This window comes from Devosia sp. XGJD_8, assembly GCF_046614475.1.
GTDB lineage: Bacteria > Pseudomonadota > Alphaproteobacteria > Rhizobiales > Devosiaceae > Devosia.
Map to the genome: position 1 here is coordinate 223,043 of NZ_JBKJHF010000003.1, position 13,229 is coordinate 236,271.

The 13,229-nt window shown below is 63.8% G+C and carries 15 protein-coding genes; 7 read left to right on the forward strand and 8 right to left on the reverse strand.

The annotated features are described in order from the left end of the window. Nucleotides 1-6: 6 nt before the first annotated feature. The 6 genes from rsmG to hemE all read right to left on the reverse strand — a co-directional run bounded on the left by rsmG (nucleotide 7) and on the right by hemE (nucleotide 7,069). Nucleotides 7-654, reverse strand: a complete 648-nt coding sequence (rsmG, locus tag ACLI1C_RS19835; protein ID WP_411399297.1) for a 16S rRNA (guanine(527)-N(7))-methyltransferase RsmG — start codon at nucleotides 652-654, stop codon at nucleotides 7-9. Beyond that, a complete protein-coding gene (mnmG, locus tag ACLI1C_RS19840; RefSeq protein ID WP_411399298.1) occupies nucleotides 654-2,516 on the reverse strand; it encodes a tRNA uridine-5-carboxymethylaminomethyl(34) synthesis enzyme MnmG in 1,863 nt (620 codons plus the stop codon). Before mnmG ends, rsmG begins: the two co-directional genes overlap by 1 nt. A 99-nt stretch (nucleotides 2,517-2,615) precedes the next feature. Then, on the reverse strand, nucleotides 2,616-3,908 hold the full coding sequence (gene mnmE / locus ACLI1C_RS19845) for a tRNA uridine-5-carboxymethylaminomethyl(34) synthesis GTPase MnmE (RefSeq protein ID WP_411399299.1): 1,293 nt from the start codon (nucleotides 3,906-3,908) through the stop codon (nucleotides 2,616-2,618). A 73-nt stretch (nucleotides 3,909-3,981) separates the two neighbouring features. Continuing rightward, nucleotides 3,982-5,247 (reverse strand): transcription termination factor Rho, encoded by a 1,266-nt coding sequence (gene rho, locus ACLI1C_RS19850; RefSeq protein ID WP_332687518.1) that lies wholly within the window; start codon nucleotides 5,245-5,247, stop codon nucleotides 3,982-3,984. A 344-nt stretch (nucleotides 5,248-5,591) separates the two neighbouring features. Continuing rightward, entirely contained in the window at nucleotides 5,592-6,014 is a 423-nt protein-coding gene (gene hemJ, locus ACLI1C_RS19855) for a protoporphyrinogen oxidase HemJ (protein ID WP_411399300.1), read from the reverse strand. Between the two features lie 29 nt (nucleotides 6,015-6,043). After that, a complete protein-coding gene (gene hemE / locus ACLI1C_RS19860; protein WP_411399301.1) occupies nucleotides 6,044-7,069 on the reverse strand; it encodes a uroporphyrinogen decarboxylase in 1,026 nt (341 codons plus the stop codon). 435 nt (nucleotides 7,070-7,504) lie between these two features. On the opposite strand from hemE, the gene ACLI1C_RS19865 reads away from it, so the two are divergent. Genes ACLI1C_RS19865 through dnaQ form a run of 4 tightly spaced genes read left to right on the forward strand, consistent with a single transcriptional unit; the run spans nucleotide 7,505 to nucleotide 10,252 of the window. Beyond that, the gene (locus ACLI1C_RS19865; protein WP_411399302.1) at nucleotides 7,505-8,107 is read left to right on the forward strand and encodes a Maf family protein; all 603 of its coding nucleotides are present in this window, start codon (nucleotides 7,505-7,507) and stop codon (nucleotides 8,105-8,107) included. Then, a complete protein-coding gene (locus ACLI1C_RS19870; protein ID WP_411399303.1) occupies nucleotides 8,104-8,934 on the forward strand; it encodes a shikimate dehydrogenase in 831 nt (276 codons plus the stop codon). Before ACLI1C_RS19865 ends, ACLI1C_RS19870 begins: the two co-directional genes overlap by 4 nt. A gap of 2 nt (nucleotides 8,935-8,936) precedes the next feature. Continuing rightward, nucleotides 8,937-9,533, forward strand: a complete 597-nt coding sequence (coaE, locus tag ACLI1C_RS19875) for a dephospho-CoA kinase (RefSeq protein WP_411399304.1) — start codon at nucleotides 8,937-8,939, stop codon at nucleotides 9,531-9,533. Continuing rightward, a complete protein-coding gene (gene dnaQ, locus ACLI1C_RS19880) occupies nucleotides 9,530-10,252 on the forward strand; it encodes a DNA polymerase III subunit epsilon (RefSeq protein ID WP_411399305.1) in 723 nt (240 codons plus the stop codon). The genes coaE and dnaQ overlap by 4 nt, the downstream gene beginning before the upstream one ends. 45 nt (nucleotides 10,253-10,297) lie before the next feature. On the opposite strand, the gene secB is transcribed toward dnaQ, so the two are convergent. Both secB and ACLI1C_RS19890 read right to left on the reverse strand, forming a co-directional pair. Continuing rightward, nucleotides 10,298-10,822 carry a protein-export chaperone SecB gene (secB, locus tag ACLI1C_RS19885; RefSeq protein ID WP_411399306.1) on the reverse strand — a complete coding sequence of 175 codons (525 nt, stop codon included), beginning with the start codon at nucleotides 10,820-10,822 and terminating at the stop codon, nucleotides 10,298-10,300. Nucleotides 10,823-10,898: 76 nt separating this feature from the next. Continuing rightward, nucleotides 10,899-11,351, reverse strand: a complete 453-nt coding sequence (locus ACLI1C_RS19890; RefSeq protein ID WP_411399307.1) for an FxsA family protein — start codon at nucleotides 11,349-11,351, stop codon at nucleotides 10,899-10,901. 163 nt (nucleotides 11,352-11,514) lie between these two features. Here ACLI1C_RS19890 and ACLI1C_RS19895 point away from each other — a divergent pair, with 163 nt between their 5' ends. From ACLI1C_RS19895 to ACLI1C_RS19905, 3 genes are read left to right on the forward strand one after another with little or no spacing between them, the layout of a single operon-like run. Next, the gene (locus tag ACLI1C_RS19895) at nucleotides 11,515-12,228 is read left to right on the forward strand and encodes a Tim44/TimA family putative adaptor protein (RefSeq protein ID WP_411399308.1); all 714 of its coding nucleotides are present in this window, start codon (nucleotides 11,515-11,517) and stop codon (nucleotides 12,226-12,228) included. A 33-nt stretch (nucleotides 12,229-12,261) separates the two neighbouring features. Next, on the forward strand, nucleotides 12,262-12,846 hold the full coding sequence (locus tag ACLI1C_RS19900) for a Smr/MutS family protein (RefSeq protein ID WP_411399309.1): 585 nt from the start codon (nucleotides 12,262-12,264) through the stop codon (nucleotides 12,844-12,846). After that, the gene (locus ACLI1C_RS19905; protein WP_411399310.1) at nucleotides 12,843-13,214 is read left to right on the forward strand and encodes a helix-turn-helix domain-containing protein; all 372 of its coding nucleotides are present in this window, start codon (nucleotides 12,843-12,845) and stop codon (nucleotides 13,212-13,214) included. The genes ACLI1C_RS19900 and ACLI1C_RS19905 overlap by 4 nt, the downstream gene beginning before the upstream one ends. Nucleotides 13,215-13,229: the final 15 nt, after the last annotated feature.

A 13,229-nucleotide genomic window follows, 5' to 3' on the forward strand; every position in this document is an offset into this window, starting at 1 on the left:
TTGCCGCTAACGTACTGATTTCAAACGGAGATTGCTTAATGTAAGCAGGACTCCGCTCGCATCGGTGTCACTGGTCGTTACTAACACGTTAAAGTCCCAATGCGTAGCGGCTTCGGCAAGTTCTTCAACATGTTCCCGGCCTTTATGCAGAATGGCCCGTGTTTGCGGGGCAAAAAACGGGGCCATCCACTGGCAAAGCTGCGGCAAGCCGGCCAGGGCGCGGGAGGTTATGACGTCAGGCGGCACTGTTTCACGTGAATCAATCTGGTCACTGCGGGCACCCTCCACAGTGACGATCAGCTTGAGTTCCCGTGCTACCGTCCGCAGGAAGCTGACCTTGCGGCCATTGGGCTCGACCAGGGTGAAGTGGTGATTCGGCCCCTTCAAGGCGATGGCCAATGGCAGTGCCGGCAGGCCGCCGCCACTGCCAAGGTCCAGAAAGGCATGGTCGCTGGGTTTGAGCAGCGGCAAAACCTGCAGGCTGTCTATAAAGTGCCGCGACCACACGTCATCCAGTGTTTCACGTGAAACAAGATTCTGCACTGCCTGCCATTTGCGCAGCAGCTGAGCATAGGATTCCAGATCGGCCGCGACTTCGCCCGCCGGCCGGGTGAAGTACCTCGCATAGGGCGCGAGCGCATCGAGATTGCTCATCAACCAGCCTTGCGGAATTCACCGCGCCGGATCACCGCCAGCAGGAGCGTCACTGCTGCCGGGGTCATGCCGTCCATGGCCTGTGCCTGGGCAATGGTCTGTGGCCGGTATTGCGCCAGCTTCTGCCGCAGCTCCATGGAGAGGCCGGGAATCGTTGCATAATCAAGGCCGTCAGGGATTGGCTTCTGCTCATCGCGCCGCACGGCGGCAATGTCATTCTGCTGTCGGTCGAGATAGACCGCATATTGCGCATCCACGGTCAGCTGCTCGACAATGCCGGTCTCGATCTGCGCCACTTCAGGCCACAGGCGGATGACATCCGCACTCGTCAACTCGGGATAGGACAGCAGGTCGAAGGCGGAACGCGCCTTGCCATCTTCGTTCACCGCGATACCGGCCTTGCGGGCAGCACTCGGCGAGGTGGTGAGTTGCATCAGGATGGTGCGGCCACGATCGAGTGCCTCGGCCTTGCCTGCGAAGAGCTCGCGGCGCTCTTCCTGCACCAGACCGGTTGTGACGCCGAGCGGCGTCAGCCGCTGGTCGGCATTGTCGGCCCGCAGATGCAGGCGGAATTCGGCGCGCGACGTGAACATGCGATAGGGCTCGGACACGCCGCGCGTTACCAGGTCATCAACCATGACGCCGAGATAGCTCTCGGTGCGCGACAGGACCAGTGGCGCCGCGCCGGTAGCGGCGAGAGCCGCATTGGCACCCGCCAGCAGACCCTGCGCCCCAGCCTCTTCATAGCCCGTCGTGCCATTGATCTGGCCAGCGAGATAGAGGCCAGGCTGGCGCTTGACCTCGAGCGTCGGCCGCAGTTCGCGGGGATCGACATAGTCATATTCGATGGCATAGCCGGGCCGCACGATGCGGACATTTTCGAGCCCCGGCATGGAGCGCAGGAAGGCCTCCTGCACGTCAGCCGGCAGCGAGGTCGAAAGGCCATTAGGATAGATGGTCTGGTCGTCAAGTCCTTCTGGCTCAAGGAAAATCTGGTGGCTGTCGCGATCGGCGAAGCGGACCACCTTGTCCTCGATAGACGGGCAATAGCGCGGGCCGCGGCTCTGGATGCGGCCGGAATACATGGCCGAGCGATGCAGATTGTCCGAGATGATGCGATGCGTCTCGGCCGTGGTGCGGGTGATGTGGCAGCTGACCTGGCGCGTGGTAATGGCCCGGGTGAGCGCCGAAAAGACTTCGGGCGGATTGTCGCCCGGCTGCTCTTCGAGCACGGAGAAGTCGATGCTGGTCGCATCGAGTCGGGCTGGCGTGCCGGTCTTGAGACGGCCCAGTTGCAGGCCGAGGGCTTCGAGGCGCGTCGAGAGGCCGAGCACGGGCTTCTCGCCGACCCGGCCGGCCGGCGTGGTCTCCTCGCCGCGATGGATCAGGCCGCGCAGGAAGGTACCGGTGGTCAGCACCACCGCCCTGGTGCCGAGGCGGCGGCCATCGAGCAGGACAACGCCGCTGACGACGCCATCGGTGACTTCGACATCGTCGACTTCGCCCTCGATCACGTCGAGATTGGCTTGTGCTGAGATGGCGGCCTGCATTGCCTGGCGGTAAAGCTTGCGATCGGCCTGGGCGCGGGGACCGCGCACCGCCGGGCCCTTGCGGCGATTGAGCACGCGGAACTGGATGCCGGCCTGGTCGGCGACACGGCCCATCAAGCCATCCAGCGCGTCGATCTCGCGGACGAGGTGCCCCTTGCCCAAGCCGCCAATAGCGGGATTGCAGCTCATCTCACCGATGGTGGCGAACTTGTGGGTGACCAGGGCGGTTGGCGCGCCCAGACGTGCCGAGGCGGCCGCGGCCTCACAGCCGGCGTGGCCTCCCCCTACAACGATGACGGCATAGTCGGTCATGCTTGATCTCCGACCGGCTCAATAGGCCAATGTTTCACGTGAATCAATTCTAGAGCTGATCACGCTGCAGCGTTCGGCGTGAAGATTGTTCCACGTGAATCATTTGCCGATGCAGAAGCTGGCAAACAGGCGATCCAATACGCGCTCGGCATCCAGCCGCCCCACCAGACGCTCAAGGGATTGCGACGCGATCCGCAAACTCTCGGCCGCGAGTTCCGGGACCGCCAATTGCTGGGCGGAGGCATCCAGCGCGGTCATCGCCGCTTCCAGAGCAAGACGGTCGCGCTCCCGGCTCAAAAGCGCTGGCTCTCCGCTCGACAAGGAACTGCCGATGGACTCGATGCGCTGTAACAGGGCGTCGAGACCTGCGCCGGATTGCGCCGAGACCACCAGGTCGGCATTGGCCACGGCGGCGAGGTCGCTCTTCGTACCGACGCGGATATGTGTGGACGGCAATGTCTGCGGGGCCTCGCCAATAATGTCGGGGGCGGTGAGCCAGAGCACGATATCGGCCTGGTCGATGGCCAGGCGGGCGCGGCGCACGCCTTCGGCTTCGGCCTTGCTGTCGGTGTCGCGCAAGCCGGCCAGGTCGAGCAAAATGTAGAGCTGGCCATTGATGTCGAGCGGGACCTCGCGCACGTCGCGCGTGGTGCCGGCCTCGTCGGTGACGATGGCGATGTCTGACTTGGCCAAGGCATTGAGAAGACTGGATTTTCCGGCATTGGGCGGTCCTGCCAGCGCCACCCGAATACCCTCGCGGACAATGCGGCCGTGTTCGATCGAGGCCAGGGCATTGCCGATATCGGCACGCAGGGCGGCGATGGCGTCGCCGAAACTGGGCGGCAGCGCCTCGTCGACATCGCCTTCGTCGGAGAAATCGAGCCGCGCCTCGATCTCGGCGCGCAGGTCGAGCAGTTGATCGCGCCAGGTGTCGATGCGCTGGCTGAGGCCACCCTCGAAGCGGGCCAAAGCCTGGCGCCGCTGGTTTTCGGTTTCCGCTTCCAGCAGATCACCCAGCCCTTCGATCTCGACCAGGTCGAGCTTGCCATTCTCGAAGGCGCGGCGGGTGAATTCGCCGGCCTCGGCAAGGCGCGCGCCCTGGCTGACCAGGAGCTTGAGAATGGCGCGGACGCCGGCCGGCGAGCCGTGAACCTGGAGTTCGGCGCAGTCTTCGCCGGTAAAGCTGTGCGGTGCCGGAAACCAGGCGATAAGGCCGCGATCGAGCAGGCTCTCCTGGCCGATGGCACGGAGGGTCAGCCTGCGCGGTTCGGGCAGCTTGCCGGCGATTGCCCGTAGCAAAGGTTCGGTCTGCGGACCGGACAGCCGGATCACCGCCACGCCGGAGGGCGGCGCGCCGGAGGACAGGGCCACAATTGTATCGCCAGTCTGCATGCCGGAAGGTCCAAAGCAAAGAGCGACACGCCTTCCGGCATGCCGCTCTTTGGATAACATCACACGACGTGTTTCAGGTATTCATCGAATCGAAGAAGTCGGAATTGGTCTTGGTCTGCCGGACCTTGTCCATCAGGAATTCCATGGCGTCGATCGTCCCCATCGGATTGAGGATGCGGCGCAGGACGTACATCTTCTTGAGGATGTCCGGCTCGACCAGCAACTCTTCCTTGCGGGTGCCCGACTTGGTAATGTCGAGGGCAGGGAAGATGCGCTTGTCGGCGACCTTGCGGTCAAGGATGATTTCCGAGTTACCGGTGCCCTTGAATTCTTCGAAGATCACTTCGTCCATGCGGCTGCCGGTATCGATCAGCGCCGTGGAGATGATGGTCAGCGAACCGCCATCCTCGATATTGCGGGCGGCGCCGAAGAAACGCTTCGGGCGCTGCAGGGCATTGGCGTCGACACCACCGGTCAGCACCTTGCCGGAGCTCGGCACTACGGTGTTGTAGGCGCGGCCGAGGCGGGTAATGGAATCGAGCAGGATGACCACGTCACGCTTGTGCTCGACGAGGCGCTTGGCCTTTTCGATCACCATTTCGGCGACCTGGACATGGCGCGAGGCCGGCTCGTCGAAGGTCGATGAGATGACTTCGCCGCGCACCGAGCGCTGCATGTCGGTCACTTCTTCCGGCCGCTCGTCGATCAGCAGCACGATCAGATAGCATTCGGGGTGATTGGTGGCGATCGATTGTGCGATATTCTGCAACAATACGGTTTTACCAGTACGCGGCGGCGCAACAATAAGGGCGCGCTGGCCCTTGCCGAGCGGCGCCACCAGATCGAGCAGGCGGGCCGAACGATCCTTGAGGGTCGGATCGGGCAGCTCCATATGGAGCCGCTCTTCGGGATAGAGCGGGGTGAGATTGTCGAAGTTGACCTTGTGGCGGACCGCCTCGGGATCTTCGAAATTGATCGTGTTGACCTTGAGCAGCGCGAAATAGCGCTCGCCATCCTTGGGAGACCGGATCTGGCCTTCAACCGTGTCGCCGGTCCGCAGGCCGAAGCGGCGAATCTGGGATGGGCTGACATAGATGTCATCGGGACCCGGCAGATAGTTGGCGTCCGGGGAGCGCAGGAAGCCGAAGCCATCGGGCAGGACTTCAACGACGCCTTCGCCGGTAATGTCCACTTCCTGGGCGGCCAGTTCCTTGAGAATGGCAAACATCAATTCCTGTTTGCGCATGGTCGAGGCGTTCTCGACCTCGTGTTCTTCAGCGAACACCAGCAACTCGGCCGGGGATTTGGCCTTAAGCTCACTGAGCTTCATATTCTGCATGTAGCGGATAGACCCTTGAGGGAAATCTGGAAGGCTGGGTATTTTGGAGGGGTAGGCACCGCGCAGCGACCGGGGAGGTCAGCTTGTTTCTTGGGATGCGTTGTCAGCCATGTAGCGCGAACCGGGCACTTATTCAAGAATGAAACCGAACTGGCATCCGGATTCACGTGAAACGTCGAGCCGTCCCGCAGGGAAAATCACTCCAGTGGAGTGATTTTAGGCCATGAGGCCTATGGCCGAATGGCAGGGGCCGCTCAGCCCGGTGCTCAACCCCGCTTTCGCTAAGTGTAGTACCCTCGGGTCAAGCCGAGGGTGACGATCGTGGGATGTTGTACCCTTTGCGGCTAGAACGGCTTCACCACGACCAAGATGACGATCAGGATCATCAAGACCGTCGGCACTTCATTGATGATGCGGAAGAATTTCTGCGGCTTGGTGTTTTCGTCCTGGGCAAAGAGGCGGGTATATCTCGCCAGCATGCCGTGACAGGCCGTCAGCAGCAGCACCAGGAACAGCTTGGCATGCAGCCAGCCGGACATCATGTCGACCCAGCCGCCGAACACCATCCACAGCCCGAACACCCAGCTGGCAATCATCGCCGGATTGATGATGCCCTTGAGCAGGCGCCGCTCCATGACCTTGAAGGTCTCGGACTTGTCCGATCCGATCTCGGCGACCGCATGATAGACGAACAGCCGCGGCAGATAGAGCATGCCGGCCATCCAGGCGATCACCGAGATGACATGCAGTGCCTTGACCCATTCCATGGATTTCAACTCCTCAACAGTTGAACGCTTCAGCCCTTCTTGACCCGGTCGACCAGCCGCGCGACGTGTTCGATCGGGGTTTCGGGCACGATGCCATGGCCCAGATTGAAGATATGCGGGCGCGTGCTGAAGGCGTCGATGATGGCATCGACGCGCCGGTCGAGCTGATCGCCGCCCGCCACCAGCCGCAGCGGATCGAGATTGCCCTGCACCGGCAGCGTAGCCGGCAGGTGCTTGCCGGCAAAATCGAGCGGCGTGGCATAATCAAGACCCAGCGCATTGACCCCTGTCAGCTCGGCATAGCGCGCCAGATTGCCCGCCGCGCCGCGCGGAAAGCCGATGATCGGCGCATTGGGCACCCTGGCGCGTACGCCGGCGACGATACGGCGATTGGGCTCGATGACATGGCTGGCAAAGGCTGTGTCGTCGAGATTGAGCGCCCAGCTCTCAAACAGCTGCACCACGTCGGCACCAGCCTGCAGCTGGGCGACCAGGTAATCGACGCTCGTCGCCACCAGGATATCCATCAGTGCAGCAAAGGCATCGGGATGGCGCAGGGCGAACAGACGCGCGGCGGCCTGGTCGGTCGAGCCGCGGCCCCCGATCATATAGGTCGCCACCGTCCAGGGAGAGCCGCAGAAGCCGATCAAGGTCTTTTCCGGCGCTATGGCCGCCCGCAGCCGCCGCACGGTCTCCAGCACGGGCGCCAGATGATCGAGAGCCCGTTCCGGCTTCAGCGCCGTGATGGTTTCGGCAGCAACCGGATCAAGGATAGGGCCTTCGCCCTGTTCGAAGCGAACCTTCTGTCCCAGCGCATCGGGAATGACCAGGATGTCGGAGAAGAGGATCGCCGCATCGAGATCAAAGCGCCGGAGCGGCTGCAGCGACACTTCGACAGCCAGATCGGATGTATAGCAAAGCTCGAGGAAGTTCTTCGCTCTCGTCCGCGTCTCGCGATATTCCGGCAGATAGCGGCCAGCCTGGCGCATGATCCAGATCGGTGGTCGTTCCTGGCGTTCGCCCAGCACGGTTGCCAGCAGAGGCCTGTGGGTCACGTCGTCCTTCCCTTCCAAACCCCTAAAGAGTCTTTCTTGCTTGGTATTTGTATTATCATGGCGGTGTTTTGGGCCAATTCAGCATCGTCCACAATCGGGGTCGTGGCGGCACATGCGCGCAGGGCTATGGTTAATCGAGCCTTAACAGAGGCTGTGAATCCATTTTGGTCCCCAGCGGCGCCACACTCATTAACAAAGCCTTAACGAGCCGACTCCGGAGTCAACGATTCGTCTGGCGCTGTGTAAAACCACTTGGCGGGGCCGGGAGCCACCAGAAGGGTTATCCCCAGACCTATCCATCGCCCGGCTCAAGACGGGTGCCGGGTTGAACTGTTAACGCTTCGGTAACCAAGTCGAACAAATCGGGCCGAGGGCCAAAGTCATGAGTCATTGTCACAGGCACGGGGTTGAGCTGGGGATGACAGTGTGGAAAACATGGCCACCATGTTGATCCTTGCCAGCCAGAGCGACACCCGCAAAGCCTTGCTGCAGCAGGCCGGACTGGACTTCTCCACAGCCCCGGCGCGCATCGACGAGCGCGGCCTCGAACGCGCCGCCCTGGACGCTGGCGGCGATGGTCGCGACGTCGCCCTGCTGCTGGCCGAGCGCAAGGCCGCTGCGGTCGCCGCGGCCAATCCTGGCGCCATTGTGATCGGCGCCGACCAGACGCTGAGCCTGGGCGCCGAACTTCTGCACAAGCCGGCCGACCGGAGCGAAGCTGCCGCCCAGCTCGACCATCTGCGCGGCAAGACCCATCGCCTGCATGCCGCGGTCACCCTGGTGCGCGACGACCTGCTGCTCTGGTCCGATATCCAGACGGCGGAACTAACCATGCGCGATTTCTCGCCCGCCGAGCGCGAAGAGGTGCTCGACCGCGAAGGCGACGCCATCCTGGCCTCCGTGGGCGGCTATCGGCTCGAAGGGCCATCCATCCGCCTGTTCGAAACTGTCGCCGGCGACTATTTCACCATTCTGGGCTTGCCCCTGCTGCCGCTGCTGGCGGCTCTGCGGAACCTCGCCCCCGAGACCCTCACGTGACCATCAAAGCCTTTGTCATCGGCCACCCCATCGCCCATTCCCGCTCGCCCCTGATCCACGGCCAATGGCTGGTCGAGCACGGCATCGACGGCAGCTATGAGGCGATCGATGTGGCGCCCGAGGCCCTGCCCGGCTTTTTCGAGCGGCTGCGCAGCGGCGAATTTGCCGGCGGCAATGTCACCATACCGCACAAGGAGGCGGTGTTCGCGCTCTGCGACAGCGTCGACCCCCTGGCGACCACGATCGGCGCGGTCAATACGCTGGTGGTGCGCGACGGCAAGGTGCATGGCAGCAATACCGATTATCTGGGTTTTCTCGGCAATCTCGATGCCGCAACGCCCGGCTGGTCCGATGGTCCCAATGACGCGATGATCATCGGCGCTGGCGGCGCGGCACGGGCCATCCTGGTGGCACTGCGCCGGCGCGATGGCGGCAAGGTGCATGTGCTCAACCGCACGCTGGAAAAGGCCCAGGCCCTGGTCGCCGAGATCGACGGCCCCTTCGAGGCGCATGGTTTCGACGCTTTCCCCCAATTGGCGGCGCATACCGGGCTGGTGGTCAATACCAGCGCCATCGGCATGCATGGCAGCCGGTTCGACTGGCTCGACTTCGCCCTCCTGCCCAAGGCCACGCTGGTGACCGACATCGTCTATACACCCTTGGTGACCCCGCTCCTGGCCGACGCGGCGGCGCATGGCCTGCGCACGGTGGACGGGCTGGGCATGCTGCTGCATCAGGCCGTGCCGGGCTTTGAAGCCTGGTTCGGCGTCAGGCCCAGCGTGACGCCGGCCCTGCGCGCCCGCATCGAAGCGACGCTGGAGCATTGAGTATGTGGCGCATCGGCATGACCGGTTCCATTGCCACCGGCAAATCCACCGTGCTCAAGGCCTTTGCCGATCTGGGCGTGCCGGTCTTTTCGGCCGATGAGGCCGTGGCCGAACTCTATGCCGGCGAGGCCGTCGCCCCGGTCGAGGCGCAGTTTCCCGGCGTGACGCGCAATGGCGCCATCGACCGGGCGGCATTGTCGCAAAAACTCGCCGCCGATCCTTCCGGCTTCAAGCGGCTCGAAGCCGTGGTGCATCCCCTGGTGCGGGCGCGCATTGCCCGTTTCATGGATGAGGCGGAGGCCGCCGGGCATGAACTGGCCGTGGTGGAAGTGCCCCTGCTGTTCGAAAGCGGCTATGACTATGGCTTTGATGCCATTGCCGTGACCTGGGTCGACGAGGCCATCCAGCGCCAGCGCGCGTTGGCCCGGCCGGGCATGACGGTGGAAAAGCTCGACACCATCCTTGCCCGACAGCTGCCCCAGGCCGAAAAGAAGGCGCGCGCCACGTATCTGTTCGACACGTCCATGCCGATCGCCAGGACGGTGGAAATGGTCGCCGCGCTGGTGGCAGCGATCAAAGCCAGAGGGCCAAGCCGTTGAATCGCGAGATCGTGCTCGATACCGAAACCACCGGCCTGTCCCCCGCCATGGGCGACAAGCTGGTCGAAATCGGCTGCGTCGAGCTGATCAACCACATTCCCTCCGGCCGGCACTATCACGTCTATCTCAACCCGCAGCGCTCCATGCCCGAAGAGGCCTTCCGCGTGCATGGGCTGAGCGAGGAGTTCCTCGCCGACAAGCCGCTGTTCAAGGCGGTGGCAGGCGATTTTCTCGATTTCATCGGCGACGCCACGCTGATCATCCACAATGCGCCCTTCGACATGGGCTTTCTCAATGCCGAGCTGGAACGCGCCGGCCACCGGCCGCTGGCCAATACGGTAATAGATACCGTCATGCTGGCGCGCGAGAAGCATCCGGGCGCCCGGGTGAGCCTTGATGCGCTGTGCAAGCATTACGGCATCGACAATTCCCGCCGGACCCTCCACGGCGCGCTGCTCGACAGCGAGATCCTGGCCGAGGTCTATCTCGAGCTGATCGGCGGCAAGCAGGTGAGCCTGGCGCTGATCGCCGAGACGCGGATATCGGGCGCCGAGGCCATTGCCACGCGCACCGTGGTGGCGCCGCGGCCCACCCCGCTGCCCTCGCGCCTGACGGCGGATGAAGAGCTGGCCCATGAGCGCCTGGTCGCCACTTTGGGGGCAGAGTCGATCTGGGCGCAATATGCCGATGTCGCCGGCCCGCTCCGCGCCACCCAATAAAAAAGCCCCGGTCTCCCGGGGCTTTTTCGTCAATTGCAGGATATATCAGTTGAGCTTTTCGGACTCGCTGCCCGGAGCAGGCTGGGCGCCCGCGCCCTGCTGCTTGGCGGCCAGCGCCGCCAGGTTCTGCCGGTAGATGGCGGCAAAATCGACGGGCTCCATCATCAGCGGCGGGAAGCCGCCCTGCTGGGTGACGCTGGCCAGCACCTGGCGGGCGAAGGGGAAGATCAGCCGCGGACATTCGATCATCAGCAGCTGGCTGAGCTGGGCCTCGGGAATGTTCTTGAGGCGGAACACGCCGCCATAGACCAGCTCGACATTGAACAGGATGGTCTGTTCGCGATTGGCCTTGGCATTGAGCGTCAGCTCGACCGCATACATGTCGTCGGCCTGCTTCTTGACGGCGACCGAGATCGAGACGTTGAAGGCCGGATTGCCGCCGCCCGCCATGATCGAGCCGGGCGCGCCCGGATTCTCGAAGGAGAGGTCGCGGATATACTGGCCCACCATGTTCATCGAGGGCAGGTTTGCTGCCTGGGGGGCGGCACCGCCCTGGGTTTCGTCAGCCATGAGCTTGCAGTCCTTTGCCGAAATATCGTTGTTGGGTCGCTACCATCTTTGCGCTGGAGCGACAAGCTGGCGCCCGTCAGCGCGGGCGGTAGTCATCGTCGTCGAGATCGATCGTGCCATCGTTGAGCCGCGGGTCGCCCGCCTCGCTGCGGCGGCGGTAGCTGGCGGTCTCGACCACCGTGACCCGGCTGGCCAGACTGGAATAGATCCAGTTGCGCACCGGTGGCAGCAGCAAGGCCAGCGCCACGATATCGCTGAGAAAGCCGGGCAGGACCAGGAACAGGGCGGCCACCCCGAGCATCATCGCATCGGCAATGGTGCGGCCCGGCATGCGGCCGGAATTGACATTGCTGCGCAGCTGTCCGAGCACCGAAACGCCCTGCTGGCGCAGCAGCAAACCGCCCAGAATGGCGGCGCCGATCACCAGGGCCAGCGTGGGCAACAGGCCGATGGTCTGGCCCACCTTGATGAAGATGGCGATCTCGATAATCGGCAAGAGGATCAGGCCTAGGGCGAAAAATCGTGCCAAGATCGGGGTTTCCTTCTGTATGCGCTGCGGCAAAATAGGACTCTCGCCCTATCGTGAACTGGTTTTGGGGTGAGGCTTTGCCTATATATAGGACAAACGAGGCGCTCAACGAGCGTCGCCGCGTCGTTTTCTTCGGCGCGCTCACGCTAAGGTGCATTGCCCCATGGATGAATTCTTCGACCTGCCGACCCTCATCGTGATTGCCGTGGCCGTCTTCGTGCTGTTCCGGCTGCGCTCCGTATTGGGCACCAGGACCGGCAATGAACGCCCGCCGCTGGAACGCCGCAAGCCGGCAGCGGAAGCGGCGGCCGATGATACGGTGGTGCCGCTGCGTCCGCGGGGCACGGCCGCGCCCGAGCTCGACGAGGATCACCGCAGCCGCAAGATCGAAGCCGAGATCGAACAGTTCGCCAAGGGCAATGACGAACTGGCCGCCGGCTTCCGCGCCGTGGTGGAGGCCGATCCGACCTTCACCCCCAAGAGCTTCCTCGAAGGCGCCAAGCAGGCCTATGAGATGATCGTCACGGCCTATGCCACGGGCGACCGCCAGATGCTGAAGAATCTCCTCGAAAAGGACGTCTATGACGGCTTCCACCGCGCCATCAGCGAGCGCGAGGCCGCCGGCCAGACCGTGGACTTCACCTTTGTCGGCCTGCCCAAGGTCGAGATTTCCGATGCCGAATACGACAAGAAGAACGTGCTGGTGACCGTGCGCTTCCATGCCGAGGTGGTTTCGGCCACCCGCGACAAGGATGGCGCCCTGGTCGAGGGCAATGCCGACCAGGTGCAGACCGTCGCCGACGAATGGACCTTTGCACGCAACCCGAAGTCGCGCGACCCCAACTGGAAGGTCATCGCGACCAGCCAGCTCGACTGATCCTGAGCAAGCGGCGGGCCGGCGACCCTTTCCATGTCCAAGCGTGATCCCAAGCGCCTGCCGCACGACTTCCACCTGTGGACAGCGGTCGCATCGACCATCGATCCGCTGCGCCGCAAGGGCCTGCTGAAAATGGCGGCGGGCCCCCTGCCGCTGCCGGTCGAGGAGCAGCCCTCTGCCGCGACCAAGCCGCCACCCCGGCGCAAGCCGCCGCGCCAGCCCTTCCTGCCGCCCTATCAGGCGCCCCTGCCCTCCGCTGCGGCACCGGAAAAGGCCGTCGATCCCTCGATCCGCAAGAAGGTCGGGCGCGGTCGTATCGATATCGATGGTCGGATCGACCTGCATGGCATGACCCAGAACGAGGCGCGCGGCGCCCTGCACCGCTTCATCCATGCGCGGTTTTCGCGCGGTGACCGCACCGTGCTGGTCATCACTGGCAAGGGGGTCAAGACCGACAGCGACTATATCGCCGCCATGACCGAGCGCGGCGTGCTGCGCACCATGCTGCCGGTCTGGCTGAGCGAGCCGTCGCTGTCGCCGATGATTTCGGGCTGGAGCGTGGCGGCACGCGGCCATGGCGGAGAGGGGGCGTGGTATGTGCGCCTGCGCCGCGCATGACCCCGCTCGGCGCCAAGATTCGCGAATTGCGCGAAGCCCGGGGCATTTCGCTCAAGGACATGGCATCGGCGCTCAACGTGTCGAGCGCCTATCTCTCGGCCCTCGAGCATGGCCGCCGCGGCAGGCCGACCGGCTTCCTGCTGCACCGCATGATCGCCTTTTTCAACGTCATCTGGGATGAGGCCGAGGAACTCCAGCGCCTGGCCGAGATGAGCGACCCCAAGGTCACCATCGATACCGGCGGGCTGGTGCCCGAGGCGACCGAGCTGACCAACCGGCTGGCCGCCGATATCGGCCGGCTCGACCCCGAAGACCTGAAATTCCTGCTCAATGAGGTGGTGCGGCGCTCGGGCAAGTCGCGGAACTGAGAGGCGCTGGAAAAC

Coding starts and splice junctions, on each gene's coding strand:
- rsmG (WP_411399297.1), bottom strand. CDS start 654: ATGAGCAATCTCGATGCGCTCGCGCCCTATGCGAGGTACTTCACCCGG.
- ACLI1C_RS19900 (WP_411399309.1), top strand. CDS start 12,262: ATGTCCAAGCGTGATCCCAAGCGCCTGCCGCACGACTTCCACCTGTGG.
- ACLI1C_RS19905 (WP_411399310.1), top strand. CDS start 12,843: ATGACCCCGCTCGGCGCCAAGATTCGCGAATTGCGCGAAGCCCGGGGC.
- secB (WP_411399306.1), bottom strand. CDS start 10,822: ATGGCTGACGAAACCCAGGGCGGTGCCGCCCCCCAGGCAGCAAACCTG.
- rho (WP_332687518.1), bottom strand. CDS start 5,247: ATGCAGAATATGAAGCTCAGTGAGCTTAAGGCCAAATCCCCGGCCGAG.
- coaE (WP_411399304.1), top strand. CDS start 8,937: ATGTGGCGCATCGGCATGACCGGTTCCATTGCCACCGGCAAATCCACC.
- mnmE (WP_411399299.1), bottom strand. CDS start 3,908: ATGCAGACTGGCGATACAATTGTGGCCCTGTCCTCCGGCGCGCCGCCC.
- mnmG (WP_411399298.1), bottom strand. CDS start 2,516: ATGACCGACTATGCCGTCATCGTTGTAGGGGGAGGCCACGCCGGCTGT.
- hemJ (WP_411399300.1), bottom strand. CDS start 6,014: ATGGAATGGGTCAAGGCACTGCATGTCATCTCGGTGATCGCCTGGATG.
- ACLI1C_RS19865 (WP_411399302.1), top strand. CDS start 7,505: ATGGCCACCATGTTGATCCTTGCCAGCCAGAGCGACACCCGCAAAGCC.
- ACLI1C_RS19895 (WP_411399308.1), top strand. CDS start 11,515: ATGGATGAATTCTTCGACCTGCCGACCCTCATCGTGATTGCCGTGGCC.